Genomic DNA, 25774 nt, shown 5'->3' with positions numbered 1-25774 from the left:
CTTTTTATTAACAATTTTAAATTTTATTTTTTATGAAAACAAAAATTTTTGTGCTGGGTGTCATGGCTTTGACCTTTGCAGGTTGCCAAAACACCGAACGGGAAAACGATTTGTCAGTCGTTAACCAACGTACGGAAGAAGTAGAGGCCTTGGTCGATCGGCCTTTAGTTATGGAAGCCCCTGTCAAGGGTGCCGATTCTTATGCGTGGTTCCGGAACGGAAAGTTGGTTTCTACGGATTCCGAGTACACTTTCCAAGAAGAGAAATCGGGAACGTACAATGTGGTGTTGGAAACCACTACGCGCGGGGTGCAGAGCAAGGTGACCTATGCGGTGTCAAACGAGATTACCTTGAGTTCGGAACTGAATCAGTTCGTGCTGAATTCCGGTAACGGCATTCAGCCGGAAGGGCAGACGGGCTACTATTGGAATCAGACTTATACCAATACGAAGTTCCACGAGACTCCTCATTTTACTTTCTCGCACACGGGTACTAATTCCGGCTATGGATATTGGGACGGGTTCACCGTTTCCAATGTGTACGACAGTTCTAACTTCGGTACGTATACGACGGATACCATCCATTCGGGTTCCGTCAATTGGATTGCCCACCAATGGGGATGTATGGACAGGAATAACAGCAATACCAACTTCATGTTGGGCTATTGGGGATATTACGGTAAGGATATTCAGAATTTCCCTATCGACCCTGAAAACATTCCTTATCCTACCGCTTTCACCGAAACCGGCTTCTCGAACTGGATTAAGTTAGGGGATGGCAATACCAACTATACCGTAAAACGTATAAAAATCACTAACAGTCCGTGGGCTTACTACGGTTGCAAGGAAGGCGACGGATTCGCTACGCCGTTCAACAGTCCTTCCGATTATCTCCGCTTATTGGTTTTCCCCGTCTATGCATCGGGCGTTATCGGAAGTCCCAAGATTATTGAGCTTGCAGGATTCAATAGCCAAGGATTTTGGGGAACTAATTCTTGGACTCTTTCCGAATATTTAGGTTTCCATAATGTCAGATACCTGCTCTTCCAGATGCGTTCGTCCGATTCGGGGCAGTACGGCATGAATACCGCAGCGTATTTCTGTCTGAACAATATTGTGATGCAATAGAATGTTAGGCATAAAAAATATGTTGAACAACGGTTATAAACAGACTAAGTTCCTAATGCCGCTTGTTGCGGCATTAGGCTTGTCCGTCTTTTCTTCGTGCAGCCCGGACGAGGATATGAGCCCGATTGTCATAGAGAAGTCGGAGTCGGCGAAATTCTATGCAAAGAGTGAATTCACGACAAAAGAAGCGGTGGACGGCAAACGCGTGTGGAGAGTGGAGAGCGCGCCCGAGGCGGCCAACTATATCTTGCAGGATACGACGGAAAGCACGGTGTGCTTCATCCCCATCACCGCAGGAGACTATAAGCTGTCTTTGAATGCGATGAAAGACGGACGGGAGTATAAGGAACTGTACACCGTAAGTGTGGAGGCTCCTGAAAAAGAACCGTCGCCTTACATCGCAAAGATTTTCGACATTCTCCCCGCTCCGGGGCAGTTCACCAACCAACTGCCGTTGTATCGGCCCGATGGCGAGGAATGGGCGAGATGGACCGACTACATGAAATGGACGGAGCGCAGCTTGGTGGGAAAGGCGAAGGGCGAGCTTATCAGCTTGGGTGGATTCGGCGGCTACATCATCTTCGGATTCGACCATACCATCTTGAATGTGGCCGGGTTGCGCGATTTCCGTGTGGATGGCAACGCCTTCTTCGCCGCCGCCAACCCTAACCCAAACGCACCGAAGAAAGGTGGCAGTTGCGAACCCGGCATCATCGAGGTGGCCTATGACAAGAACAAGAACGGCAAACCCGATGACGAGTGGTACGAGATTGCGGGCAGCGAATACAATAACCCCAAGGCCATCCGCAACTACGAAATCACTTATTACCGTCCCGAAACGGAAGAAAAAGACGCTGACTACGACCCTGAAAAGACGTTTATCACCATCAAGAAGTACATCCGCTGGGAAGACAATCAGGGCCATAGCGGCTATTTGGAAAAGAACACGTGGCACAACCAGTCCTACTATCCCGGCTGGGTGAAAGAGGACAAGCTGACCTTCCGCGGCACGCGCCTGCCCGATAACGCCGTGGAAGAGAGCGGCGAGGGAAAGTATTGGGTGCAGTATTGCTTCGACTATGGATATGTGGACAACCTGCCCAACGGCATGGCCGACAATGCTGTGGACATCGACTGGGCGGTGGACAAGGACGGCAAGAAGGTGCATCTGCCGGGCATCGACTTCGTGCGCGTTTATTGCGCCATGCGGCAAGAGTGCGGATGGCTGGGCGAGACTTCCACCGAGATACAGGGAGCCACCGACCTTCATCTGAGCGGCAAGCGCATCACTACCCGTCCCTGAACGGGCTGCTGTTTTTAAGATTTTGTTCTCATGAATGCCCGGCATTATTTTTATCCGGGCGCAATATATATAATAAGGTTTAAAAGGAGATGCGCCAACCGCCTCCGCAAAGGCGTGCACTCCCTCTCTCTGGAGAGGTGTGCAACGCCCCTGCGGAGGGGCCGGCGCATTTTACGTGGAGAAGCCGGCGGTCCCGCCATAGTGAGGCGGCCAACGTCACCATAGTGAGGCGACCAACGTCACTATAGTGAGGCGACCAACGTCACCATAGCGAGGCAGCCGACGTCACTATAGTGAGGCGACCAACGTCACTATAGTGAGGCGACCGACGTCACCGCAGTGAGACAACCGACGTCACCGCAGTGAGACGACCGACGTCACCATAGTGAGGCAACCGACGTCACCGCAGTGAGGCGACCGACGTCACCGCAGTGAGGCCGCCGGGCTCGCCGTAGCGGGATTTCAGGGGTCTGATTGATGTGATGCGAAAAGCCTTTGAGGAGTATCCGCAGTCTCTTAGAGTTCTTTCAAGCATTCTTTTGTATCGTGAAATCATGTCGGCCCATACGGAGGATATGGCTATTCTTCGATTTCCTCAAAGTCTACGTATTCGCCTTCATCTTTGGAGAAAAGTTTCTTGTGTCTCGGGCGCGAGTCTTCTTCCTCGGATTGTGCCTCTTCTTGACGGGCGTCGTTTGCCTGTCGGTTGCCGTAACCGGAATGACTGCCGGCGTGGTAATTCTTTCCTTTATTTTGATAAGTGCCGTATGCGGAAGATGAACGCCGCCCGCCCAATCCTAATATGCTTCGTATCACGCTTCCGATAATGCTAAGCCCGATAAGTACGATAGCTATAACGATGATAAAGAGAAAAACTAAAAAGTGAAGCATGGATTAATGTTTTTTACTGTACCAAAGATTTGTTTATCTACTTTTCTTCGTAACAAGTGACAACAGTATATACCAGACAATAATGACAGAAAAACTGCAAACTCCCATAAAGAGGAGAAGAGGAATGCAGGCAATGAGGAAGACGAAGCTGACTTTGTTGTCTTTCCATGACAAATTCTTGAACTTCAAAGAGAACATCGGAATTTCCGAAACCAGCAGCCAAGAAAATAGGCCGACCAGCAACAATAAACAGATGGGATACAAGCTATCGCTTGTCAGCCAACTATGGCCGCCTGCTGCCAGCGATGCCCAGAATAAAGCATTGGCGGGTACGGGAAGCCCGACAAAGGAGCTTGTCTGACGGGTGTCATTGTTGAATTTGGCCAGTCGCAATGCCGAGAATACGGCCGGCAGGAATGCAAGGTAAGGAAAGTAGCTTGCCATGCTTGCCATTGCTTCGGGATAGTTCATTTCTTTGAATAAAGAAAACACAATCAGGGAAGGGGCAACTCCGAAACTTATGTCGTCCGCCAAAGAATCCAAGTCTTTTCCGATGGCAGAGTGTGCATTCAGCACGCGTGCCATCATGCCGTCGAAGAAATCGAATGCGGCACTGAGGATGATGAAACCGAGTGCCGCTTCATATCGGGCCTCGAATGCCATGACGCATGCAATGCACCCGGAGAATAGGTTCAGGCAGGTCAGGGTATTGGGAATGTGACGGGTGATGCGGTTTGCCATTACGGTTTTTATTATTTAAGTTTGGCTATCACGGTCTGATTGCCGGTAGTCAGTTGTCCCAGTTTTACGAATACTTCAGTGCCCAACGGCAGGAATACATCCACGCGCGAACCGAATTTGATGAAACCCATGTGCTCGTCGATGTAGCACTCTTCGCCCGGTTCGGCATACGTAACAATGCGGCGTGCCATGGCTCCCGCTATCTGGCGTGCCATAACCTCCACACCTTCAGGTGTCTCTATCACCACGGTAGAACGTTCGTTGTCGGTGCTGGCTTTGGGTAGCCATGCTTTCATGAACTTGCCGTTTTGATGCCACACTTTTTTTACGGTGCCGTCTACCGGATACCAGTTGGCATGTACATTGACAAGGCTCATAAATATGGATACCATGATGCGGCGATCATGAAAATATTCGTTTTCTTCTACCTCTTCCACCACTACGACTTTACCATCGGCAGGGGCTACAACCACTTTCTCTGTCTCTTTTCCGAACAAGCGGATGGGGCAACGGAAAAAGTTTACCAATATTCCATATACGATGAGGCTGATAACTGCCACTGCGTAGAAAGGGATCTTGCATTCCAATCCGAAGTAAAGGGCTGCATTGACTGCTAATATTAAAGTCAGGCTGCCTGCCAATGTATGTGTGCCTTCACGGTGTATGCGTATCTTTTTTAATCTTTTTAGTCGGCTCATGTATATCGTTTTTACTGTTTTGATTGAAATTGCTTGCAAAAATAGGTTTATTTTGAAAATATAACAAGGATTTAAACGGAGAAATGAGGATGTTGATAACTTTTTGGGGAATATTTTTGTCAGGTGTGGCAGAGGTTGTAATTTTAGGCTCTCAACAGAAAGGAAAGATATGCAAGATTTTGTTCATTTACATGTGCACACTCAATATTCTCTTTTAGATGGCCAGGCCAGCGTCAGTCGTTTGGTGGATAAGGCCATGAAAGACGGTATGAAGGGAATTGCCGTAACCGATCACGGAAATATGTTCGGCATTAAGGAATTTATCAATTATGTCAACAAGAAGAATAGTGGTCCCAAAGGGGAAATAAAAGACCTCAAAAAACAGATTGCCGGCATTGAAAGCGGGAATGTTGCATGTGACGACAAGGAGGCGGAGCTTGCTCGTTGCCGTGCCGGAATTGCCGAGGCCGAAAGCAGACTTTTCAAGCCTATCGTAGGTTGTGAGATGTATGTGGCTCGCCGCACTATGGACAAAAAGGAAGGGAAGCAAGACCAAAGCGGTTATCACTTGGTGGTATTGGCAAAGAACGAAAAAGGCTATCATAACCTGATAAAGCTCGTTTCGCATGCTTGGACGAGGGGGTATTACATGCGTCCGCGCACAGACCGTAGCGAGTTGGAAAAATATCACGAAGGACTGATTATCAGTACAGCCTGTCTTGGTGGAGAGGTGCCTAAAAATATAACCAACGACCGGATAGAGGAAGCCGAAGAAGCCATACGGTGGTATAAAAATATATTTGGCGATGATTATTATCTGGAACTCCAACGGCATAAAGCCACTGTTCCGCGTGCCAACCATGAAGCTTATCCGTTGCAACAGAAGGTCAATGCCAAAATTCTGGAACTTGCCAAGAAATATGATGTAAAGGTTATTTGTACCAACGACGTACATTTTGTAGACGAAGAAAATGCAGAGGCGCACGACCGCTTGATTTGCTTGAGTACGGGTAAGGATTTGGACGATCCCACCCGCATGCTTTATACCAAGCAAGAGTGGATGAAGACAAAGGCTGAGATGAACGCTTTGTTTGCCGATGTGCCTGAGGCTTTGTCCAATACGTTGGAGATCTTGGACAAGGTGGAGTATTACTCTATCGACCATGCGCCTATCATGCCCACTTTTGCCATCCCGGAGGAGTTCGGGACAGAGGAGGAGTATCGGCGGAAATATACGGAGCAAGATTTATTCGAAGAGTTTACCCGGGATGAAAACGGGAAGACGGTATTGAATGAGGAAAAAGCCAATGCCAAGATTCAGCAGCTGGGCGGTTACGATAAATTGTATCGTATCAAGCTGGAAGCCGACTATTTGGCGAAGTTGGCATTTGACGGTGCAAAGAAGTTGTATGGCGACCCTTTGTCGGACGAGGTGAAAGAGCGTCTTATTTTTGAGTTATATATCATGAAGACGATGGGTTTTCCGGGATACTTCTTGATTGTGCAGGACTTTATCAATGCTGCCCGTACGCAGTTGGGCGTTTCTGTGGGACCGGGACGTGGTTCTGCAGCCGGTTCGGCCGTGGCGTATTGCTTGGGGATTACGAAAATCGACCCGATTCAGTACGACTTGCTGTTCGAGCGTTTCCTGAACCCCGACCGCATCTCTCTACCGGATATCGATGTGGACTTTGATGATGACGGGCGTGGCGAGGTGCTTCGGTGGGTGACGGAGAAATATGGGCAAGAGAAAGTGGCTCATATCATTACGTACGGCACGATGGCTACCAAAATGGCCATCAAGGATGTGGCTCGTGTTCAGAAATTGCCTTTGAGCGAGTCGGATAGATTGTGCAAGCTTGTGCCGGACAAAATTCCCGATAAGAAACTTAATCTGCAGAATGCCATTGCGTATGTGCCCGAATTGCAGGCTGCCGAAGCATCGCCCGACCCGTTGGTGCGCGATACGATGAAGTATGCCAAGATGCTGGAAGGCAACGTGCGTGGTACGGGTGTACATGCTTGCGGCACTATTATTTGCCGCGATGATATCACGGATTGGGTGCCTGTGAGCACGGCAGACGATAAGGAGACAGGCGAGAAGATGCTTGTTACACAATACGAGGGTTCGGTCATTGAAGATACGGGGTTGATCAAGATGGACTTTCTGGGATTGAAAACTCTGTCCATCATTAAAGAGGCCGTTGCCAATGTTCGTTTGCATCGCGGGTTGGAAATAGATATAGATAAGGTCTCCATCAACGACCCTGCTACTTATAAGCTCTATTGCGACGGGCGAACCATTGGTACGTTCCAGTTTGAGTCGGCCGGCATGCAGAAGTATCTGCGCGAGTTGCAACCCGGTACGTTTGAAGACTTGATTGCCATGAATGCCCTTTATCGTCCGGGGCCGATGGATTATATTCCGGACTTTATCGACCGTAAGTGGGGACGCAAGCCCATTGAGTACGATATTCCGATCATGGAGAAATACTTGAAAGATACGTATGGCATTACGGTTTATCAGGAGCAGGTCATGCTACTGTCTCGTTTGTTGGCCGATTTTACCCGTGGTGAATCCGATGCTTTGCGTAAGGCTATGGGTAAGAAATTGCGCGACAAGTTGGATCATATGAAGCCTAAATTCGTATCGGGTGGACAGAAGAACGGACACGACCCGCAAGTGCTTGAGAAAATTTGGGGGGATTGGGAGAAATTCGCTTCTTATGCTTTCAACAAGTCGCATGCCACATGTTATTCATGGGTGGCTTATCAGACTGCTTATCTGAAAGCAAACTATCCGGCAGAATATATGGCTGCTGTCATGAGCCGAAGCTTGTCGAACATAACCGATATCACCAAGTTGATGGATGAGTGCAAAGCTATGGGCATCAATACGCTGGGGCCGGATGTGAACGAAAGTAACTTGAAGTTTACGGTCAACAACGAGGGGAATATCCGTTTCGGTCTTGGTGCCGTGAAAGGAGTGGGCGAGGCAGCCGTGCAGAGTATCATGGAAGAACGTGAGAAAAACGGACCTTATAAAGGAATCTTTGATTTTGTACAGCGTGTCAATCTGAACGCTTGTAATAAGAAAAACATCGAATGCCTGGCCTTGGCGGGAGGTTTTGACAGTTTCTCGGAACTGAAACGTGAACAGTATTTTGCGGCAAATTCCAAGGGCGAGGTGTTCATTGAAACGTTGGTGCGCTACGGCAACCGCTATCAGATGGATAAGGCTGCGGCAGCCAATTCGTTGTTCGGTGGTGAGAATGTGGTGGATATTGCTACCCCTGAAATTCCTTTGGCCGAACGTTGGACCGATTTGGAGCGGTTGAACAAGGAGCGTGATTTGGTGGGAATCTATCTCTCTGCACATCCGTTGGATGAATATTCGGTTGTGCTGGAGCATGTTTGTAACACCCGTATGGCGGAATTGGAAGACAAAACAGCGCTTGCCGGACGTGAAATAACGATGGGAGGAATTGTCACCTCGGTTCGTCGTGGCATCAGCAAGAATGGCAATCCTTATGGCATTGCTCGAATCGAGGATTATTCCGGTTCGGCCGAACTTCCATTCTTCGGTAATGACTGGGTGACCTATCAGGGATATCTGGGCGAGCGTACATTCTTGTTTATCAAGGCTCGCTGTCAGCCTAAACAGTGGCGGCAGGATGAGTTGGACTTGAAAATCACCTCGATGGAACTTTTGCCCGATGTAAAGGAAAAACTGATTGAAAAAATAACGATACTCATTCCACTTGGTATGTTGGACAAGGCCTTGATTACCGAGTTGAGCGAACTTACCAAAGAGCGTCCGGGCAGCACGGAACTTTATTTCAAGATAATTGATACAGAAAGTAAGATGGGGGTGGACTTTATCTCCCGGCCTATAAAACTTTCTGTGGGACGTGAACTGATCTCTTACCTGAAAGAAGCGCCCGATCTTGATTTTCGGATTAATTAGAAGCTGTTCGCGTAAAATGTGAGGGGGGGGTAGTTGATACATAAGTGAAAAAAAGATTGCGTTCATTTCATTCTGCTCTCGGTTTATGTTATCTTTGTTTCATCGATGAAAGAGGATGAATTTACAATTTATAGTGATTTTATAATTAATGGTTGATTTTAATATTAAAAGAAATGGCATTAGTAATTACAGACAGCAATTATCAGGAAATCCTGGCAGAAGGTAAGCCGGTAGTGATTGATTTTTGGGCACCTTGGTGTGGCCCGTGTAAAGTGGTAGGTCCTATTATTGACGAACTGGCTACTGAATACGACGGTAAAGTAGTCATTGGTAAATGCGATGTAGATGAAAGCGGAGAAGTAGCTGCCGAATACGGCATACGCAATATCCCTACGGTTTTATTCTTCAAGGATGGAAAGTTGGTGGACAAGCAGGTGGGGTCTGCTCAGAAATCGGTTTACGTGGCTAAAATAGATGCTTTGTTATAATCGTAAATAAGATGCAATAACCCTTTAAAATATATCAGTATGGGAATGGAAGACGATTTTTTGCAGAATGATCTCGATGATGAAAAGACCATCGAATACATCAAGAACTATTTGCCGCAAGAGTTGAAGGGGAAATTCTCCGACGACGAATTCTATTATTTTCTCGATTTGATTGACGAGTATTATTCCGAAAGCGGCATCCTTGATGCACAGCCTGATGCGGATGGCTACGTCGAAATTGATTTAGGGAAAGTCGTAGACTATATTGTCAAAGAAGCTCATAAAGATGAAGTAGGCGATTACGAGCTGGAAGAGATCCTTTTCATCGTACAGGGTGAAATGGAATACACAGAATCTTTGGGAGAAGAATGATCGGTATTGCAAACAGAAAAAATAAGGAGAGGCGTCAAGGCTTCTCCTTTGTTTTTTTAAGAGTGTGATTCCGGGGGATTTATCCTTCTTTTAGCATGCGGCTCTCCGGTATTGCACAAACGGTTATTCCACCGGTGGCGTATTCAGGAAGAAGAAGACGGACATTGCGATAAGCAGGATACCCAATGCACCGTAGAACCAGCGGGCTTGCCGACGACCTACATTTTGTACGATGAATTGGGTATTACGGGTTGTAAAGAACCACTCCCAATTCAGTATGGCAGCCAGTAGGGAGGTGATGCCTGCTGCTGCAAAGATTCCCTGAACAATGTATTGGCTTATCATTCCAATTCTTCCATTGTGAGTTTGCGCTCACCATTCTCCACTTCTTCAATGGTTACTTTCACGGCATTTCCCGGCAAGAGTTCCTCTACCAATTCCGGCCATTCGATAAAGCAAAGGGCACCGCTGTAGAAATAGTCTTCATATCCCATATCGTACACCTCTTCCAATTTCTTGATGCGATAGAAATCGAAGTGATAAATCAGTTCACCCGTAGTGTCGGAGCGATATTCATTGACGATGGCAAAAGTGGGCGAGGTGATGACGTCGGAAACGCCCAACTCTTCACATATGGCCTTGATGAAGGTCGTCTTACCGGCTCCCATTTTTCCGTAGAGAGCAAAAACGGTGTTATCGCCCATTGCAGTAATGAATTGGCGGGCTGCTTCATGAATCTGGTCTAATGACTGAATTTTGATTTCCAACATGATTTCCAATTTTGACGATATTATTATTTATGATGTAAGTCGGGATGGCTTCTTAATTTACGCTGTAAAGATAGGCAAAAACTTTTTCCGATTTTGCAAATGGCGTAAATAATGATGGAGAAGAAGATGATGGATGCTCCCGAAGGGACGTTCAGGTAGAATGAAATCATCAGTCCACCCAGACAGCTGATGTAGCCTATACCGATGGAAAGCCAGAGAATGCGATGGAACCGGTGCGAAAAAAGATTGGCTGTCATCTGGGGGATAGTGAGCAGTGAGATGACCAGCACGATGCCTACCATGCGCAGACATGCCACGATGGTGAGTGCTATGAACATCATCAGCAGGTATTCGAAGGTTTGCACCGGAATGCCTTGCGAACGGGCAAACTCACGGTCGAAAGCTACGTATATGATAGGACGGATATAGAGAGTGAAGAAAAGGGCCAGTACTATGGCCAATCCGCCGAGCAGGGCGATGTCCTCTAATGTAATAGTGAGAATGTTGCCAAAGAGATAGGCCGACAGGTCGGGGGCGAATCCGGGCGAAAGAAAAGTGAACATTATGCCCAATGCCATGCCCAGTGTCCAGAATACGGCAATGGCGGAGTCTTCCCGCATGTCTTTTCGTTTGCTGAGCCACTCTACTCCAAAAGCGGATAGTACGGCGAATAATGCTGCCGACAGAATGGGAGAGATGCCGGTATAAAGTCCCAGTCCTATGCCTCCGAAGGACGCATGCGTTAATCCGCCGCTGATGAACACCAGTCTGCGGGTGACGATGTAAGTCCCAATCAATCCGCAGGCAATGCTTGCCAGCAGGCTGCCGATGAGGGCGTGTTGGAAAAAGGTGTATTGAAGCAGTTCCATTGTTGTGTCCTTGAGGGTTATGAAATAGGAAAGACCTCAAGCATGAGGACTGATGCGACGTTCTCCGATGATGAGGAATACCTCGTCCTTTAAATTGTCGGGTAGTGCAATGCCCCGCAGTTGGAGGCTGCGCACCCAGCCGGCCACATCCGTATCTTGCATGGTGTAGAATACATCGCGAAATTCGTCCTCTTGCCCCGGGGTGTATTCATCGGGACTGATGCCGATGTATTTGTCCAGCTCCTCATCGTCGTAATACTCTATCTTTTTGCTGACGGCAGCCAACAGGCTGTCGCGTTCGCAGATTTCGTGTTGCCCGCAGCATTCTGCATCTGCTTCCTGCACTTCGGGCATCGCGCTCAGTTCGCCTCTGTCTATTTTCTTTTGCAGGCTCCGGTTGCGTATTATCCCGGCCATAGCAGCAAGAAAGGTGAGAGCAAACAAGCTAATAATCAGTATCCACATGAGTTTCCTTTTTCTTTAAATATCTTCTTTGTAATAAGCGGACAAAGATACATATTGTTTTGCATACGGCAAAATAATGATTTTGCTGAGAACCGAACAATATTTTCGCTTTCTTTCTTGCAGCTTCAACACTTTTGTTATATATTTCCACTCTGTTTCCGTTAAATCAGTCTGATACATCTTTTTTAAAGTTTAGTCACTTCAAAGAAAGAAACTATTCGACTGATACGGAAACTTTTTTAGAAAAAATCAGCCATTTTTAAACAGGCTCTAAAACTATGTTTGATAAAAATTATTTTATTAACATCGGTGGCATATAGATTGAACAGTCCCAAGGCAAAGGGGTGGTTCAAAAAAAACATCCCCGTTTAAGGAAGAGTTTTAGAAGCAGATGGGTAAGCATTTTGCTAATCTGATCTGGTGGTCAGTAATCGGCCTACTGATAATCCTTCTTTAAAGGGACCTCCTGAGCAAGAGGGTAAAAGGCTCTTTTAGTATGTATTGATATGATTGAACTAGAATTACAACAACACCTGTCTCGCGAGTACCCACAGGAGAATACTCGGTGTGAGTGGAAGGAACTTAAGAATCTGAAGAACTCGTTCTGTGGGGACGAAATAACAAGAATCTAAAAGCTTTTTTATAGCAATATGGATACAAATAATGCAATGATTCCTTCAAGGGAGAAACTTGCCAATGCTGTGCAAGTTATAAAGGATGCCATTCTGCAAAGTCAACAGAGAGCATTGGGTGTGGTAAACCAAGAACAGCTGGCTTTGTATTATGGTGTTGGAAGATACATCTCGGCCAATACTCGAACAAAGAATTGGGGCAAGGGATTTGTTGAGGGGATTAGTGAGCAGTTACGAAAGGAACTGCCTGGACTCAGAGGTTTTTCGGCACCCAGTTTGCGGAAAATGCGTACTTTCTATGAAGAGTGGAGACTGCTTTCTGATGATTCGTTCGTTGAAACGAACAAATTACCCAATGACGATAGCAATTCGTTCGTTGAAACGAACAAATTACCCAATGACGATAGCAATTCGTTCGTTGAAACGAACAAATTGCCTTCTGTTCAATTTACGATGGCATCGAATTTCCCCATTGCAGCATTCATGAACATTGGATTTAGCCACCACTATGCGATTCTCAGTAAGGTGAAAGATGTGGAACAGCGAAAGTTCTATATCCAATTCGCTGCTGACACGAAGGTTAAGGTTGAAGATTTGGAAAAACTAATAGAGGATGATTTATACAGCCATCAAGGTGATCTGCCAAATAATTTCAGGCGTACCATCCCCGACCAATTGCAAGCCTATCGCGCCATCACAATGTTTAAGGATGAATATCTGCTGGACTACATCAATACGGAAGAATTGTTTGTCCGTGACAAAGACCGTGATGAACGGGTGATAGAGCAAAGCATTATCAATAACGTGAAGAACTTCATCATGACTTTTGGACGGGACTTCACGTTTGTCGGCAATCAATACCATTTGGAGAAGTTCGGCGTGGAGCAGTTCCCTGATTTGTTGTTCTTCAATAGAGAACTTTCAGCCCTTGTTTGTGTGGAACTCAAAAACGGCCCTTTCAAAACCGCCTATTTGGGGCAATTGGCAGGCTACTTGCGCATCCTTGATGACGAGGTTCGCAAACCCAATGAAAATCCTTCAATAGGAATCATCCTCTGCAAAAGTGCAAACAAGAGGTTCGTGGAATATGTCATCCAGGACTACGATAAGCCAATGGGCGTAGCAACGTACAAGACTTCAGCAGAGATGGATGACAGACTAAAGAAACTCCTTCCTCCAGTTGAGGACTTGGAAAAACTGTTATAAACGAACTTTATAGTCGAAGATATGGATAAGCAACAATTAAAAGAAAGAGAAGTAAAGGTAATAGAACTTGCAGTAGCCTTTTGTAACGAGCACTTGGATGAAGAGTGCGCAGAGCTATGTACAAAACTTGTGCAGAAACTGGGACGCAAGCGTTCCTGCCCACTACAATCTGGAAGGATTGAGATATGGGCAGCTGCTTCTGTATATACCATCTGTAGCATCAACTTCATGTTCTGCAAAAGTTCACGGTTGAGCACATCATCATCTGAAATTGCGGAGCATTTTGGGGCAAGTGGCTCAACAATAGCACAGAAATCGAGAACTATCAAAGACTTGCTGAAGATAAGCAACGTCTTTGACCCCGATTTCTCTTTGAAGGAAATTGCCGATAACAATCCATTCAATCATCTTGTGATGAGAAATGGTTTCATTTTCTTTGATTAGCAAAAGGTTCGGATATGATATTTGGAAAGAAAATAAAAGAGTTCAGAGAGGAGCATGGCCTGTTGCAGCGACAGCTGTCAGCAGCGTTAGAGATTGACACCCCAATGTATAGCAAAATAGAGCGTGGTGAGCGTAAGGCAAAACGCAGCCAGATTCCCATCATGGCAAAACTCTTCGAGATAGACGAGAAAGAACTACTGACCATCTGGCTCGCAGACAAGATTCTTGACACCGTCGAAAACGAGGACGAGATAAAGAGCGGTGCCATACTATGCACAGAATGAGATCAATGCAGAACCATAGCCGTTTTGTGCAAATAGCGGTGTTAATAAATCTTTAATGGGATTCCTCTCCTTGAAGGAGTGTTTAAGGCTAAATACAACTAAAATGAAGAAGCCAATGTGTTGCTATATCATTGGGAACATCGTGGTATCATTATGCCTTTGTTTAGAGTAAAGTGAACTGGTACACAGTTAAATACAATCATGAGTAAGACTCAGCGTGGGAACGATAATGGACAACGGCAACTTTGTTGTTGGCTGATTGAAAACTTTTCTCTACATTTGTGCATCAATAAAGCGGTAACTTTAGATTGTAGCATTATGAAACCAATCATATCCCCTTCTATCTTGTCGGCCGACTTTGGCAATCTGGCAAGAGACATTGAAATGATAAACCGGAGTGAGGCGGAATGGGTGCACATAGACATTATGGATGGTGTGTTCGTGCCCAATATCTCTTTTGGATTTCCGGTATTGAAGTATGTGGCGAAGCTGTCGCAAAAACCGCTGGATGTACATCTGATGATTGTGCAGCCGGAGAAGTTTATTTCGGAAGTAAAAGCATTGGGCGCTCACGTAATGAATGTGCACTATGAGGCCTGCACACATCTGCATCGAGTGATACAACAGATTCGCGAAGCAGGAATGCAGCCGGCTGTGACGATTAATCCCGCCACTCCCGTATCTTTATTGAAAGATATAATAAACGATGTGTACATGGTTCTTATAATGAGTGTCAACCCCGGATTCGGCGGACAGAAATTCATAGAACACTCTTTGGAAAAAGTGCGTGAACTGCGTGAATTGATAACAATCACCGGCTCGAAAGCCTTGATAGAGGTGGATGGGGGCGTGAATCCGGATACCGGAAAACGATTGCTTGCTGCCGGAGCCGATGTACTGGTGGCGGGTAATGCCGTTTTTTCGGCTCCCGACCCTATGGAGGCCATTCGTACATTGAGAAATTTATAATTCGTTTTTTTGATTGATGATCGACAGTTTGCAGCAACATCCTTTTCTGCGACTTTTGATTCCGTTGGCGATTGGAATTTTGTGTGGAGATACGTTTCCCCATGCATGGCCTGCATGGGGATATTTGTTGCTTTCCCTGCTTTTCGTCTTGATGGTGTGTCGATACAAGCATTCCGACAGTTTGTATGGGGCGGTGCTCTTTCTTTTTCTTGTTGGTACGGGCTATTGCTTGATGAGTCGGCAATTGGAGAAAACGGCGTTCTTTTTTCCGGAGAAGGAGGTTGCATATAAAATCCGTATTCAGGAAATACCGGAAATAAAGGAACGTAGCGTGCTGTGCCGCACAATTCTGCTGGGAAGTATAGCCGGAGATACAGTGGCGGACTGCAAGCGGAACAACCTCTTTTTGATTTATTTTACGAAAGACTCTGCCTCGACAGCTTTGCAGCGGGGAGATGAATTGTTGATATATACCCGCCTTTCCCCTCCGCTCAATAACGGTAATCCCGATGAGTTTGATTATGCCCGCTACCTGAAACGGAAAGGGTATAGCGGTACGGCTTATGTGGCCGGCGGACATTGGACGAAAACGGGGCACGATGCGTCCCGCTCTTGGAGCCGGATGGCATCGGACTATAGGGCAAAGGTTGTCTCTTTATATCGGCGGTTGGGGATTGGAGGTGACGAATTGGCTGTGTTGTCGGCTTTGACAGTGGGAGACAGAGAGGAGTTGAGCGATGATATTGTTGAAACTTATTCAGTGGCAGGTGCTGCCCATGTGTTGGCACTTTCCGGCTTGCACATCGGCTTTCTCTATGCACTGTTCCGGTTTCTTTTAGGAGTCTTGTGGAGGCGTTGGAAATGCCTGAAGTTTTTTCTGCATCTTCTCATTGTTTTGTTTTTGGCAAGTTTTGCCTTCTTCACCGGGCTGTCTTCTTCGGTAGTCAGGGCGGCCGTCATGTTCTCGTTTTTGGCGTTGGCCACCATGCAGCATCAAAAGCCTTTGACTATGAATACCTTGGCTGCGGCAGCTTTCTTCATGTTATTGTGTAAGCCTTCATGGCTTTTTGATGTCGGTTTTCAATTGTCTTTTTCGGCTGTGGTATCCATCCTGCTCGTGCAACCTAAACTTTATGCTCTGTGGAAGGTTGAACATCGTTTTTTGCGCCGTGTATGGGGATTGTTGACTGTTTCCGTTGCTGCCCAGTTAGGTACGGCTCCATTGACCCTGCTTTATTTTTCCCGTTTCTCTACTCATTTTCTGCTTACCAATCTTTGGGTTATTCCTTTGGTGTCGCTCATCGTGTATTCGGCAGTGTTTCTTCTGATGCTTACCCCATTTCCTTTTGTACAACATCTGTTTGCTGAGGTGGTAGAGGCATTGGTGCGTATGCAGAATGCCACGCTCCGGTGGATAGAACATCTTCCTTTCGCTTCGATAGACGGTATTTGGATGGATAAATGGGATGTGCTGCTGTGCTTTTTCTTTTTTGGGGCGGTCTACTACGGTAGCACGCATTGCACAGCCCGTAACATCCGTTTTTCATTCTTTGTTTTGCTGTTGGCCGTATCCTATCACTCCCTTTCTGCCATATGCCATGTCCCCCGGCAGAGCATTGCTTTCTATAATGTACGAGGGTGTCCGGCTGTTCATTGCATGACAGACAGTCGCCATTCCTGGCTGGTAACACCCGACAGCCTGTCTGATGTGTCACGTCTCTGTCGCGCTCTTTCTCCTCATTGGAACAGGCTGCATTTGGAATCCCCTTGTCTTGTTACCGGAGATTATGCCACTTCTGAATTGCAGGTGCGGAATGGGATGGTGCTTTATGCAGGTAAACGGATCTGTTTCTTCCGGGATGCCGACTGGCAGAATAAAATATCGGCTTCCCCCATTTCTGTCGACTACTTATATCTTTCCAGAGGCTATAAAGGGCGAATAGAAGAGTTGGTCTCTTTGTTCTCTATCGCTACGGTAGTTGTTGACGCCTCCCTTTCAGACTATTACCGAGATAGAATAATACACGATTGCATTCGTTTTGGAATCTCTTATATTTCTCTTTCTACAAAAGGTTCTTACCGTATTCTGTTATAAATCACAAACTTTTCGTACTTTTGCCTCCCAAACTTATGGCAGACGGATAGAATTGTTCTTGCCATGTAGAATCGTAAAACGAAAATAGCAAATCATAAATAAAATATGTTGACCAAAGTTATAGAACAATCCAAGATAGACCATTTCACCAAATGGCTCGACCGTGCAGACAAAGTTGTTATCGTTTCTCATGTAGGCCCTGACGGAGATGCTATAGGTTCCTCTTTGGGGTTATGGCATTTTCTTGATTCGCAGGGCAAGACTGCAAATGTTATCGTTCCGAATGCTTTTCCTGATTTCCTGAAATGGATGCCCGGAAGTAAAGACGTTCTGCTTTACGACCGCTATAAAGAGTTTGCCGACAAGCTGATAGCTGAAGCGGACGTCATCTGTTGCCTTGACTTCAATGCCATTCACCGGATTGAAGCCATGGGAAGTGCCGTGCTTGCCTCTCCGGCAAGAAAAATACTGATAGACCATCACCTCCACCCCGAAGATTTCTGCAAGATTATCATTTCTCATCCCGAAATATCCTCGACCTCGGAACTCGTCTTTCGTCTGATTTGCCGCATGGGTTATTTCAGTGATATTTCCAAAGAAGGAGCGGAGTGTATCTATACGGGGATGATGACCGACACCGGTGGATTTACTTACAACTCCAACAATCGTGAAATCTATTTTATTATCAGTGAACTGCTATCAAAAGGTATAGACAAGGACGATATATATCGTAAGGTCTATAATACCTATTCCGAAAGTCGTCTGCGGCTGATGGGATATGTTTTGTCGCAGATGAAAGTATATCCCGACCATCATGCGGCTCTTATTTCTTTGACTAAAGAGGAGCAGGGGCGGTTCGACTATATTCGGGGAGATAGTGAAGGCTTTGTGAATATACCGCTAAGCATCAAAGGAGTCGTTTTCTCGTGCTTCCTGCGTGAAGATACGGAAAAGCCGATGATAAAGATTTCTTTACGTTCGGTCGGTACATTTCCGTGCAATCGCCTGGCAGCCGAGTTCTTCAATGGAGGCGGGCATCTGAATGCTTCCGGCGGTGAATTTTACGGGACAATGGAAGAGGCCAGGGATGTCTTTGAACAGGCTTTGGAAAGGTACAAGCCGCTGCTTTGTGCCAAAGGATAAAAAAAGTCCGGTTGTAAAGGTTAAAAGTTACGAACTTTCTACTTGCCGCTTTCAACTTTCAGGGAAATCAGATACTTTTGTACAAATTTACTAATATCAGAAATGAAGAAACTTACTTTATTCTTTTTAGTTTTGTTCGCTGTCGGTTTTGCTTTTCAGGCATGTGATAATACCAAAACCTATGCCGAGATGTTGGATGATGAGAAAGATGCCATCAAAGCGTTCATCAAAGACAGTAATATTGTCGTTATTTCCCAGAGTGAATTTTATGCGCAGGATTCGACGACGGATGTGAGCAAGAATGAATACGTGCAATTGGCCAGCGGGGTATACATGCAGATTGTGGATAAAGGTTCTGCCAATCCCGCCGACTCGATAAAACCCAATGACTTGATTTTGGTGCGCTTTGAGGAACGAGGACTGATAGCTGTCAACGGTGTGAAGTCTTATCTTTCTAATCTGCACGAACCGACGATTGTGGACGAGTTCAGATATACGGTCACCTCTTCATCCATTGCCGGGCTTTTTCTTCAAGGATATATGCGGGCGTCTTATGGCACGTCTGTACCTGCCGGTTGGTTGGTGGCTTTAAGTTATGTTCGCGATGGGGCTCACGTAAAACTGATTGTCCCGTCCAAAATGGGACAACAAAAGGCCATGCAGCAAGTTTATCCTTATTTTTATGACATACATAAATTCCAGATTTGGAACTAATCTTTTAATTATTAACCTATGACTCTAATCAAATCTATCTCAGGGATTCGTGGAACTATTGGCGGAAGTGCAGGCGAAGGATTGAACCCGCTCGATATTGTGAAATTTACTTCGGCTTATGCCACGCTGATTCGTAAAACGTGTACTGTAAAAAGCAATAAAATCGTAGTAGGGCGTGATGCCCGTATTTCCGGTGAAATGGTCAAAAATGTAGTGGTCGGTACTCTGATGGGTATGGGCTGGGATGTGGTAGATATTGATTTGGCTTCCACCCCGACTACCGAACTGGCTGTTACGATGGAAGGTGCCGGTGGAGGTATTATCCTGACCGCTTCGCACAATCCCAAGCAGTGGAATGCTCTGAAATTGCTGAATGAGAAAGGGGAGTTCCTGAATGCTGCCGAAGGACAGGAAGTACTTCGTATTGCTGCTGCCGAGGAGTTCCGCTATGCCGAGGTTGATCGGCTCGGTTCCTATCGCAAGGACTTGACGTACAATCAAAAGCATATAGACAGTGTGCTGGCGCTTGAACTTGTAGATGTAGAAGCCATCAAAAAGGCCAACTTCCGCGTAGCTATCGATTGTGTAAACTCTGTGGGGGGCATTATCTTGCCGCAGTTGCTTGAGCAGCTTGGAGTTCGGCATGTAGAGAAGCTCTACTGCGAACCGACCGGAGACTTCCGGCACAATCCTGAGCCTTTGGAGAAAAACTTGGGTGACATTATGAACCTGATGAAAGGAGGTAAAGCCGACGTAGCTTTTGTTGTAGACCCTGATGTGGATCGTTTGGCCATGATTTGCGAAGACGGTAAGATGTATGGCGAAGAATACACGTTGGTCACTGTGGCGGATTACGTTTTGAAGCATACTCCCGGCAATACGGTTTCCAACTTGAGTTCGACTCGTGCTTTGCGCGACGTGACCCGCAAATACGGACAGGAATATTACGCATCTGCCGTAGGCGAAGTGAACGTAACCACCAAAATGAAAGAAGTGGGCGCCGTTATCGGTGGTGAAGGCAATGGCGGAGTTATCTATCCTGCCAGTCATTATGGTCGTGATGCATTGGTGGGTATTGCTCTGTTCCTTAGTCATCTGGCGCACGAGGGCAAGACAGTGAGCGAATTGCGTGCCACATATCCTGCATACTTCATGGCGAAGAACCGGGTGGATTTGACTCCCGAAACGGATGTGGATGCCATTCTTGCCAAGGTAAAAGAACTCTATAAGAGCGAAGATATCAATGATATAGATGGTGTGAAGATTGATTTTCCCGACAAATGGGTACATCTGCGCAAGAGCAATACAGAGCCGATTATCCGCGTTTATAGCGAAGCTACCACACCGGAAGCCGCAGAAGAAATCGGACGGCAGATAATGAAGGTGATTGAGGACTTGGCAAAATAAGGCGGAGTAAAAAAGAGAACCATATAGCGGGTAGGCTCGAAAATTATTCGTTAGATAATAAAAGCACGGATTTCTTGGATAATGATTGCGTTCCTGAATGAAATCCGTGCTTTTATTGTTATTGTAGTTTAGAGGACTTTATCTATTTCTCCTTCAAAATTAGGAGTGAATACATCTTTTCCGATGTTGGCTTTAATTTCCTCCACACTCCAGAAACGGCCGCCGTCCAGTTCGTCGCCGGGATGTATTTCGTCATCGTAGGTGGTTTTGTGGACAAAGACCAACTCCCGTTCTCGGGAGGATTCAAAGACATAGTGTGTCAGTGATTCGGGGATGAAGTCGGTGATGCCCAATTCTTCGCGTGCTTCACGCTTCAGTGCCATCTCCACGCTCTCGCCCAAATCAACATGTCCGCCTACGGACGTGTCCCATTTCCCCGGTTGTATGTCTTTCCATCCGGGACGTTTTTGCAGAAATAATTCGCCTTTGGAGTTGAAGACGTGGAGGTGGACTACCGGATGCAGCAGTTTGCTGCCGTTGTGGCATTCGCCGCGAGTGGCGGCACCTGTGATGTTGCCTTGCTCATCGACGAGAGGAAACATCTCTTGATTGTTATCGTGATTCATAAGCGGTATCAGGGTATTAATAACGACGAATCTCCATAACTCAGGAATCTGAAATCATGGTTTAAAGCATAGTCGTAAATCTTATGCCAATCTCCGTGTACAAAGGCCGAGACAAGCAGCAGCAGCGTGCTTTGCGGCTGGTGGAAGTTAGTTACCATGGCTTTTACTATCCGGTATTCATATCCCGGGGCAATGATGATTTGGGTGCTGGTGTGCAAGGTTTCCATGTGATGCCGCTCCAGATAGGCTGCGAGAGCTTGCAAGGCATCTGTGGCAGGAATGGAGGCAGTTGCGCCCGACATTTCGTAGGGTTGCCATTGCTTGACGTGCAGCTCTTCTTCCGTTGCTTCGGGATTGTTCAGCAACGTAATCCCGATGTGGTAGAGGCTTTCCAGCGTGCGTACCGAGGTAGTGCCTACGGCAATGGCTTTTCCTCCGTGGGCAATGAGTTTCTCCAATGTGCCGCGCGATACGGAGATATACTCCGTGTGCATCTCGTGCCCTTCGATTTCTTCGCTCTTCACGGGTTTGAACGTACCTGCTCCCACATGTAGCGTCAGCTCTTCCGTCTCTATCCCTTTGTTGCGCAGTGTGTCCAGCACGCGAGGAGTGAAGTGAAGTCCGGCGGTGGGGGCGGCGACAGAACCTTTTATCTTGGAATATACCGTTTGATAAGTCTCTTTGTCGCTCTCCTGCGTCTCCCTGTTCAGATAAGGCGGGATGGGCAGTTCGCCGAATACCTCCAGAATGTCGGCAAAAGTCACCTCCGGATTGTTCCAACGGAAGTCTACCCAATGGCTGGTGCCACGGCATTCGCCGCGTTCGGCTGTCAGGATGATTGTCTTGCCTTTCACCGTCATTTCGCGTTTCAGCGTTCCTTCTTTCCATTTTTTCAGGTTGCCCACCATGCAAAGCCAAGCAGCGTGTTCGGTCTGCTGGAAGTTGAGCGCATAATCGTTAGGCTGTACCGGTTCCAGACAAAATACTTCAATCAGGGCGCCTGTCTCTTTGCGGAAATGCAGGCGGGCCTGAATCACTTTGGTATTGTTGAATATCATCAGGCTGCCTGTCGGAAGATAGTCGGGAAGCGAGGTGAATGTGTCTTCCGAAATCTCGCCATGACGGTAAATCAATAATTTCGACCGGTCGCGTACCGGTAGCGGAAACTTGGCGATGCGGTCGTCCGGTAACACGTAGTTAAATTCACTGATATGGATGTGTTTAGGATTCTGTTCCATGAGTATATGCTTTTTCGGAGGGCAAAGGTACGGATATTTATCGTTTTTTTCTATCTTTTTCTATTCTGTTGCCTTATCTTTGCACTGTCGGTGGCGGCTTTGGCAGCTTCTGCCGTAAATCATAATTTGAAGAACAATAAACAAGAAGATGAAAATAGGAGATAAAGTACGTTTCCTGAGCGAGGTAGGGGGCGGTGTAGTGACAGGCTTTCAAGGAAAGAACATTGTGTTGGTGGAAGATGCCGACGGTTTCGACATACCGATGCCGGTAAATGAGTGTGTAGTGATAGAGACGGACGATTATAACATTCCCACGCCGGCAGCCAAGGCGGCCGCCCAAAAGAAGAAAGCGGAAGAGCTGCCTGCTCGTCCGGCTTCGTCTGCTGTCAAAAATGCATCTTTTGGAGCGAGTGTCGTGCCCGACGAACCTTTGCACCGTGTGGAGAAACCGCAGATTTCAGTCTATCGCCAACCGGAGATAAAGGGGGGCGACACGCTGAATGTCTATCTTGCCTTTGTGCCCGAAGACATCAAGGCTGTGAGCACCACCTCTTTTGAGGCCTACTTGGTGAACGACAGTAATTATTATATGTACTATACCTATCTCTTTGCCGAAGGAAAGGCTTGGACTGCCTGTTCGCACGGTCTGATAGAGCCGAATACCAAATTGCTGCTCGAAGAGTTCGAGAAATCGGCATTGAACGACCGTGAGCGTGTGGCCGTACAGTTGGTGGCTTTCAAGGACAACCGTTCGTTTGTGATGAAACCTGCGGTAGGTGTGGAGATTCGCATCGATACGGTGAAGTTCTATAAACTGCATACGTTCCGCGATTCCGATTTCTTTGAAACTCCCGCATTGATTTATGATGTTGTGAAGGACGACCGTCCTGTTAAGCAGGTATATGTCTCTGCCGAAGAGCTTCAGGATGCTTTGATACAGAAGAAAGCTTCGGACGCTCCTTCCAAACCGCAGACCATCGTTAAGCACGGAGGCAAAAACGAAATCATCGAGATAGACCTGCACATCGGCGAATTGCTGGATGATACCCGTGGCATGAGCAACAGCGAGATGCTGAACTACCAGTTGGACAAATTCCGTGAAGTGATGGAACGCTACAAGAACAAGCGCGAACAACGCATCGTCTTCATTCATGGTAAGGGCGACGGCGTGCTTCGCAAGGCTGTGCTCGATGAACTGAAGCGTAAATATGCCACCTGCAAGGCGCAGGATGCCTCGTTCCAAGAGTATGGTTTCGGGGCGACGATGGTAACAATCAGATGATATTCTTCAATAGTCCGATTCCGGACCGGGCAGATTCAGTCGGCAACGGCAATGCCCATTTTCTTCATCAGGAAACAAGCGTTCATGTTCCGGGCTATGCCGGGACGCATACGGTATGAGAAGGTCAAACCGTTGTCTGTGATATCGGCTTCAAAGCAACAGTTGCGGATGTTGTCGGGGAAAGATTCGGCGAGTGTGCCCAACAGCAGGTCGTGGGTGGCAATGATGCCGTTGGCTTGCAGAGACATGAACTGCTTGATGAGGGCGAAAGAGCCTTTTTGTTTGTCCATGGAGTTAGTACCTTTCAGGATTTCGTCGAGGATGATGAACAGTTCTTCGCCGGCGTGTAGCTTGTCGATGATAAGTTTCAACCGTTTGAGTTCGGCGAAGAAGTAAGACTCGTTGTTGTTCAGCGAGTCCGATGTGCGCAGGCTGGTGATGAGCCGGGCCGGGCGTACTTCCATTTGGCGGGCGCATACCGGAGTGCCGATGCAGGCCAGCAGGTAGTTGACGCCCACGGTGCGCAGATAAGTGCTTTTTCCTGCCATGTTGGCACCGGTAATGATGATGAAGAACGGGCGCTTTTCCATGTCGATGTCGTTGTGTACGCAGGTGTTCCGGTTCATCAACGGATGCCCCATGGAGGTGGCGCGGAAGCGGAAGGAAACGGTGCTTGTGTCCGTTCTCTCGATGATGGCGGGGTAGGTGTAATCCGGATGGTTGTAGGCAAACGTGGCCAAAGAATTGAGGGCATCCATGTGGCCGAGGGCGGTGAGCCAACGGGGCAGGTCGGAGGCATACTGCTCTTTCCATGCTTCTATGCGCATAATCTGGCGCAATTCCCAAAAGAACAGTCCGTTGAGAGTGATGTACATGAATACGTTGTTGCGCTGGTCGAGTTCGTCCATCAGTTTGCTTAGCCGATGGATGGCGTGGGATGCTTTCCGCTTTTCTCCGCCGATTTCCTCTTTTATCTCTTTGAGCAGGGCAGATTGCACAGGGTGTTTCTCCATGAGGCGGAGCAGGCCGGCATACGTGGAAAGAATTTGCAGCTTCTTCCCATAGATGGCTTGTATCTTGGTGATTCTGCCGGTGAAGCTGAAACCTGCGGCAACGAAACCAATCCAGACGATGCCATAGAAGGTTGCGGGCAGGATGCCTGCCACCACAAGACCGATGCATAGGACGTTGATGCCCGTCACCGCTATGGGCAAGGCACGCAATAACTTTTTAGTCCGAAACACGGCGGGACTTTCCGCCCAAGCCTTCAGTTCCGTTTCATCGGCGCTTTTCCCTTTGTGCAGCAGACCGAGGATGCGGAAGCGTTGCCGGAATTTCAGTTCGGGAGCAAGCTCCTTGACAGCTTCCTGCCGCTTTTCGATTTCCTGCTTATCTTCCAAATGCCGCCCCATCCAGTCGGCCAGCCGGGTTTTCCCCAAGCGGGTGCATGTGCGGTTGATGTATTGGAACAAAGAGTGCGGACCGAATACATCCAAATCGAAAGAGTAGAGATGGGCGGGGTTGATAAACTCTTCTCCGTCATCGAAAGCGGAAGTGTCGTAGTCGAGGGCTGCCAGTTCCTGTTCGTTGATTTCCACTTTCTTTTCCAGATAATCTTTCCGGTAGAACAGGCGGTTGTGGTATTTGATGAGCAACAGGAAGGGCAAGAGGGTGATGAGGACGATGCCGGCCGGTATCTCCCAGCTTTCGGCCCGAAAATAAATCACTCCCGCTATTCCGCCGACGAATAACAACAGCCGCAAAGTGCCGATGCGATAAATCTGCTGCTGTACTTTGTTCAGTTCCGATTTCGAATTTTCCGCAATGCGGCGGTAGGTGGCGCTTATCTCTTCTATGTTGTTCATTTCCTTGATATTTACGTGGTGATATGATGGCGCAAAGGTAATAAATGAGGACGGTTCTCACAATAGAAGTCATCGGGAACTGCCTTATCGGTCGCTGCCATTGGTGGAGGGGACGTGTTTATTGAAGATGCGATGCTTATCGGAGGTGTCCTGAGGAGAGGATGGAGAAATAGTAGAA

General features: G+C 47.2%; 24 protein-coding genes. 14 read left to right on the top strand and 10 right to left on the bottom strand.

Translation table 11 applies throughout. From position 1 onward, the window contains the following. The first annotated feature begins 32 nt into the window (after window positions 1-32). Entirely contained in the window at window positions 33-1127 is a 1095-nt protein-coding gene (locus C3V43_RS07125) for a DUF4465 domain-containing protein (RefSeq protein WP_106069207.1), read from the top strand. Between the two features lie 19 nt (window positions 1128-1146). After that, window positions 1147-2430 carry a cell surface protein gene (locus tag C3V43_RS07120; RefSeq protein ID WP_106070499.1) on the top strand — a complete coding sequence of 428 codons (1284 nt, stop codon included), beginning with the start codon at window positions 1147-1149 and terminating at the stop codon, window positions 2428-2430. 579 nt (window positions 2431-3009) lie between these two features. Here the strand turns inward: C3V43_RS07120 and C3V43_RS07115 are convergent. From C3V43_RS07115 to C3V43_RS07105, 3 genes are read right to left on the bottom strand one after another with little or no spacing between them, the layout of a single operon-like run. Then, on the bottom strand, window positions 3010-3321 hold the full coding sequence (locus C3V43_RS07115) for a DUF4834 family protein (RefSeq protein WP_106069206.1): 312 nt from the start codon (window positions 3319-3321) through the stop codon (window positions 3010-3012). 33 nt (window positions 3322-3354) lie between these two features. Beyond that, entirely contained in the window at window positions 3355-4062 is a 708-nt protein-coding gene (gene pssA / locus C3V43_RS07110) for a CDP-diacylglycerol--serine O-phosphatidyltransferase (RefSeq protein ID WP_106069205.1), read from the bottom strand. Between the two features lie 11 nt (window positions 4063-4073). Then, window positions 4074-4760 (bottom strand): phosphatidylserine decarboxylase family protein, encoded by a 687-nt coding sequence (locus C3V43_RS07105; RefSeq protein WP_106069204.1) that lies wholly within the window; start codon window positions 4758-4760, stop codon window positions 4074-4076. A 169-nt stretch (window positions 4761-4929) separates the two neighbouring features. On the opposite strand from C3V43_RS07105, the gene dnaE reads away from it, so the two are divergent. The 3 genes from dnaE (at window position 4930) to C3V43_RS07090 (ending at window position 9587) form a co-directional block, all read left to right on the top strand. Then, the gene (gene dnaE, locus C3V43_RS07100; protein WP_106069203.1) at window positions 4930-8727 is read left to right on the top strand and encodes a DNA polymerase III subunit alpha; all 3798 of its coding nucleotides are present in this window, start codon (window positions 4930-4932) and stop codon (window positions 8725-8727) included. Window positions 8728-8900: 173 nt separating this feature from the next. Next, window positions 8901-9215 (top strand): thioredoxin, encoded by a 315-nt coding sequence (gene trxA / locus C3V43_RS07095; protein WP_106069202.1) that lies wholly within the window; start codon window positions 8901-8903, stop codon window positions 9213-9215. Between the two features lie 39 nt (window positions 9216-9254). Further along, complete coding sequence (locus C3V43_RS07090; RefSeq protein WP_106069201.1) at window positions 9255-9587, top strand: hypothetical protein; 333 nt, start codon at window positions 9255-9257, stop codon at window positions 9585-9587. A gap of 123 nt (window positions 9588-9710) precedes the next feature. On the opposite strand, the gene C3V43_RS07085 is transcribed toward C3V43_RS07090, so the two are convergent. The 4 genes from C3V43_RS07085 to C3V43_RS07070 are packed head-to-tail and all read right to left on the bottom strand — an operon-like array spanning window position 9711 to window position 11691. Further along, on the bottom strand, window positions 9711-9929 hold the full coding sequence (locus tag C3V43_RS07085; RefSeq protein WP_106070498.1) for an immunity 17 family protein: 219 nt from the start codon (window positions 9927-9929) through the stop codon (window positions 9711-9713). Continuing rightward, window positions 9929-10354, bottom strand: a complete 426-nt coding sequence (gene tsaE / locus C3V43_RS07080) for a tRNA (adenosine(37)-N6)-threonylcarbamoyltransferase complex ATPase subunit type 1 TsaE (RefSeq protein ID WP_106070497.1) — start codon at window positions 10352-10354, stop codon at window positions 9929-9931. Before tsaE ends, C3V43_RS07085 begins: the two co-directional genes overlap by 1 nt. A 26-nt stretch (window positions 10355-10380) precedes the next feature. Next, on the bottom strand, window positions 10381-11226 hold the full coding sequence (locus tag C3V43_RS07075) for a metal ABC transporter permease (RefSeq protein ID WP_106069200.1): 846 nt from the start codon (window positions 11224-11226) through the stop codon (window positions 10381-10383). Window positions 11227-11262: 36 nt separating this feature from the next. Then, entirely contained in the window at window positions 11263-11691 is a 429-nt protein-coding gene (locus C3V43_RS07070; protein WP_106069199.1) for a phospholipase, read from the bottom strand. Between the two features lie 671 nt (window positions 11692-12362). Here C3V43_RS07070 and C3V43_RS07065 point away from each other — a divergent pair. The 8 genes from C3V43_RS07065 to glmM all read left to right on the top strand — a co-directional run bounded on the left by C3V43_RS07065 (window position 12363) and on the right by glmM (window position 20585). After that, the gene (locus C3V43_RS07065; protein ID WP_394336169.1) at window positions 12363-13529 is read left to right on the top strand and encodes a PDDEXK nuclease domain-containing protein; all 1167 of its coding nucleotides are present in this window, start codon (window positions 12363-12365) and stop codon (window positions 13527-13529) included. 21 nt (window positions 13530-13550) lie between these two features. Further along, window positions 13551-13973 carry a DUF6398 domain-containing protein gene (locus tag C3V43_RS07060; RefSeq protein WP_106069197.1) on the top strand — a complete coding sequence of 141 codons (423 nt, stop codon included), beginning with the start codon at window positions 13551-13553 and terminating at the stop codon, window positions 13971-13973. Between the two features lie 14 nt (window positions 13974-13987). Next, a complete protein-coding gene (locus C3V43_RS07055) occupies window positions 13988-14257 on the top strand; it encodes a helix-turn-helix domain-containing protein (RefSeq protein ID WP_106069196.1) in 270 nt (89 codons plus the stop codon). A gap of 318 nt (window positions 14258-14575) precedes the next feature. Further along, window positions 14576-15226, top strand: coding sequence for a ribulose-phosphate 3-epimerase (gene rpe, locus C3V43_RS07050; protein WP_106070496.1), 651 nt, complete (start codon window positions 14576-14578; stop codon window positions 15224-15226). Window positions 15227-15242: 16 nt separating this feature from the next. After that, window positions 15243-17321, top strand: a complete 2079-nt coding sequence (locus C3V43_RS07045) for a ComEC/Rec2 family competence protein (RefSeq protein ID WP_235655901.1) — start codon at window positions 15243-15245, stop codon at window positions 17319-17321. Between the two features lie 105 nt (window positions 17322-17426). Further along, window positions 17427-18464 (top strand): DHH family phosphoesterase, encoded by a 1038-nt coding sequence (locus C3V43_RS07040; RefSeq protein WP_106069195.1) that lies wholly within the window; start codon window positions 17427-17429, stop codon window positions 18462-18464. 102 nt (window positions 18465-18566) lie between these two features. Continuing rightward, the gene (locus C3V43_RS07035; RefSeq protein WP_106069194.1) at window positions 18567-19178 is read left to right on the top strand and encodes a BamK family beta-barrel-assembly machinery protein; all 612 of its coding nucleotides are present in this window, start codon (window positions 18567-18569) and stop codon (window positions 19176-19178) included. Window positions 19179-19196: 18 nt separating this feature from the next. Next, on the top strand, window positions 19197-20585 hold the full coding sequence (gene glmM / locus C3V43_RS07030) for a phosphoglucosamine mutase (protein WP_106069193.1): 1389 nt from the start codon (window positions 19197-19199) through the stop codon (window positions 20583-20585). A 128-nt stretch (window positions 20586-20713) separates the two neighbouring features. Here glmM and C3V43_RS07025 read toward each other — a convergent pair whose 3' ends face one another. Together C3V43_RS07025 and C3V43_RS07020 are read right to left on the bottom strand one after the other, a co-directional pair. Next, window positions 20714-21211: an NUDIX hydrolase gene (locus C3V43_RS07025; RefSeq protein WP_106069192.1), complete on the bottom strand. Its 498-nt coding sequence runs from the start codon at window positions 21209-21211 to the stop codon at window positions 20714-20716. Between the two features lie 8 nt (window positions 21212-21219). Then, a complete protein-coding gene (locus C3V43_RS07020) occupies window positions 21220-22449 on the bottom strand; it encodes an S-adenosylmethionine:tRNA ribosyltransferase-isomerase (protein ID WP_106069191.1) in 1230 nt (409 codons plus the stop codon). A gap of 148 nt (window positions 22450-22597) precedes the next feature. Here C3V43_RS07020 and C3V43_RS07015 point away from each other — a divergent pair, with 148 nt between their 5' ends. Beyond that, on the top strand, window positions 22598-23731 hold the full coding sequence (locus C3V43_RS07015; RefSeq protein WP_106069190.1) for a DUF2027 domain-containing protein: 1134 nt from the start codon (window positions 22598-22600) through the stop codon (window positions 23729-23731). A gap of 35 nt (window positions 23732-23766) precedes the next feature. On the opposite strand, the gene C3V43_RS07010 is transcribed toward C3V43_RS07015, so the two are convergent. Beyond that, entirely contained in the window at window positions 23767-25596 is a 1830-nt protein-coding gene (locus C3V43_RS07010; RefSeq protein ID WP_106069189.1) for a MutS family DNA mismatch repair protein, read from the bottom strand. Window positions 25597-25774 lie beyond the last annotated feature (178 nt).

This window comes from Prevotella heparinolytica (assembly GCF_002998535.1).
Classification (GTDB): Bacteria; Bacteroidota; Bacteroidia; order Bacteroidales; family Bacteroidaceae; genus Bacteroides; species Bacteroides heparinolyticus.
Note: the sequence above shows the minus strand (reverse complement) of the source record. Positions and strands in the feature narration are given on the sequence as shown.

What these genes read in the sequence shown, in the direction of transcription:
- pssA (WP_106069205.1), bottom strand. Translation starts at nt 4,062, where the DNA reads ATGGCAAACCGCATCACCCGTCACATTCCCAATACCCTGACCTGCCTG.
- C3V43_RS07040 (WP_106069195.1), top strand. Translation starts at nt 17,427, where the DNA reads ATGTTGACCAAAGTTATAGAACAATCCAAGATAGACCATTTCACCAAA.
- C3V43_RS07125 (WP_106069207.1), top strand. Translation starts at nt 33, where the DNA reads ATGAAAACAAAAATTTTTGTGCTGGGTGTCATGGCTTTGACCTTTGCA.
- rpe (WP_106070496.1), top strand. Translation starts at nt 14,576, where the DNA reads ATGAAACCAATCATATCCCCTTCTATCTTGTCGGCCGACTTTGGCAAT.
- C3V43_RS07105 (WP_106069204.1), bottom strand. Translation starts at nt 4,760, where the DNA reads ATGAGCCGACTAAAAAGATTAAAAAAGATACGCATACACCGTGAAGGC.
- C3V43_RS07055 (WP_106069196.1), top strand. Translation starts at nt 13,988, where the DNA reads ATGATATTTGGAAAGAAAATAAAAGAGTTCAGAGAGGAGCATGGCCTG.
- C3V43_RS07120 (WP_106070499.1), top strand. Translation starts at nt 1,147, where the DNA reads ATGTTGAACAACGGTTATAAACAGACTAAGTTCCTAATGCCGCTTGTT.
- trxA (WP_106069202.1), top strand. Translation starts at nt 8,901, where the DNA reads ATGGCATTAGTAATTACAGACAGCAATTATCAGGAAATCCTGGCAGAA.
- C3V43_RS07060 (WP_106069197.1), top strand. Translation starts at nt 13,551, where the DNA reads ATGGATAAGCAACAATTAAAAGAAAGAGAAGTAAAGGTAATAGAACTT.
- C3V43_RS07020 (WP_106069191.1), bottom strand. Translation starts at nt 22,449, where the DNA reads ATGGAACAGAATCCTAAACACATCCATATCAGTGAATTTAACTACGTG.
- dnaE (WP_106069203.1), top strand. Translation starts at nt 4,930, where the DNA reads ATGCAAGATTTTGTTCATTTACATGTGCACACTCAATATTCTCTTTTA.
- C3V43_RS07010 (WP_106069189.1), bottom strand. Translation starts at nt 25,596, where the DNA reads ATGAACAACATAGAAGAGATAAGCGCCACCTACCGCCGCATTGCGGAA.
- C3V43_RS07070 (WP_106069199.1), bottom strand. Translation starts at nt 11,691, where the DNA reads ATGTGGATACTGATTATTAGCTTGTTTGCTCTCACCTTTCTTGCTGCT.
- C3V43_RS07045 (WP_235655901.1), top strand. Translation starts at nt 15,243, where the DNA reads ATGATCGACAGTTTGCAGCAACATCCTTTTCTGCGACTTTTGATTCCG.
- C3V43_RS07075 (WP_106069200.1), bottom strand. Translation starts at nt 11,226, where the DNA reads ATGGAACTGCTTCAATACACCTTTTTCCAACACGCCCTCATCGGCAGC.
- C3V43_RS07090 (WP_106069201.1), top strand. Translation starts at nt 9,255, where the DNA reads ATGGGAATGGAAGACGATTTTTTGCAGAATGATCTCGATGATGAAAAG.
- C3V43_RS07115 (WP_106069206.1), bottom strand. Translation starts at nt 3,321, where the DNA reads ATGCTTCACTTTTTAGTTTTTCTCTTTATCATCGTTATAGCTATCGTA.
- C3V43_RS07025 (WP_106069192.1), bottom strand. Translation starts at nt 21,211, where the DNA reads ATGAATCACGATAACAATCAAGAGATGTTTCCTCTCGTCGATGAGCAA.
- glmM (WP_106069193.1), top strand. Translation starts at nt 19,197, where the DNA reads ATGACTCTAATCAAATCTATCTCAGGGATTCGTGGAACTATTGGCGGA.
- C3V43_RS07015 (WP_106069190.1), top strand. Translation starts at nt 22,598, where the DNA reads ATGAAAATAGGAGATAAAGTACGTTTCCTGAGCGAGGTAGGGGGCGGT.
- C3V43_RS07035 (WP_106069194.1), top strand. Translation starts at nt 18,567, where the DNA reads ATGAAGAAACTTACTTTATTCTTTTTAGTTTTGTTCGCTGTCGGTTTT.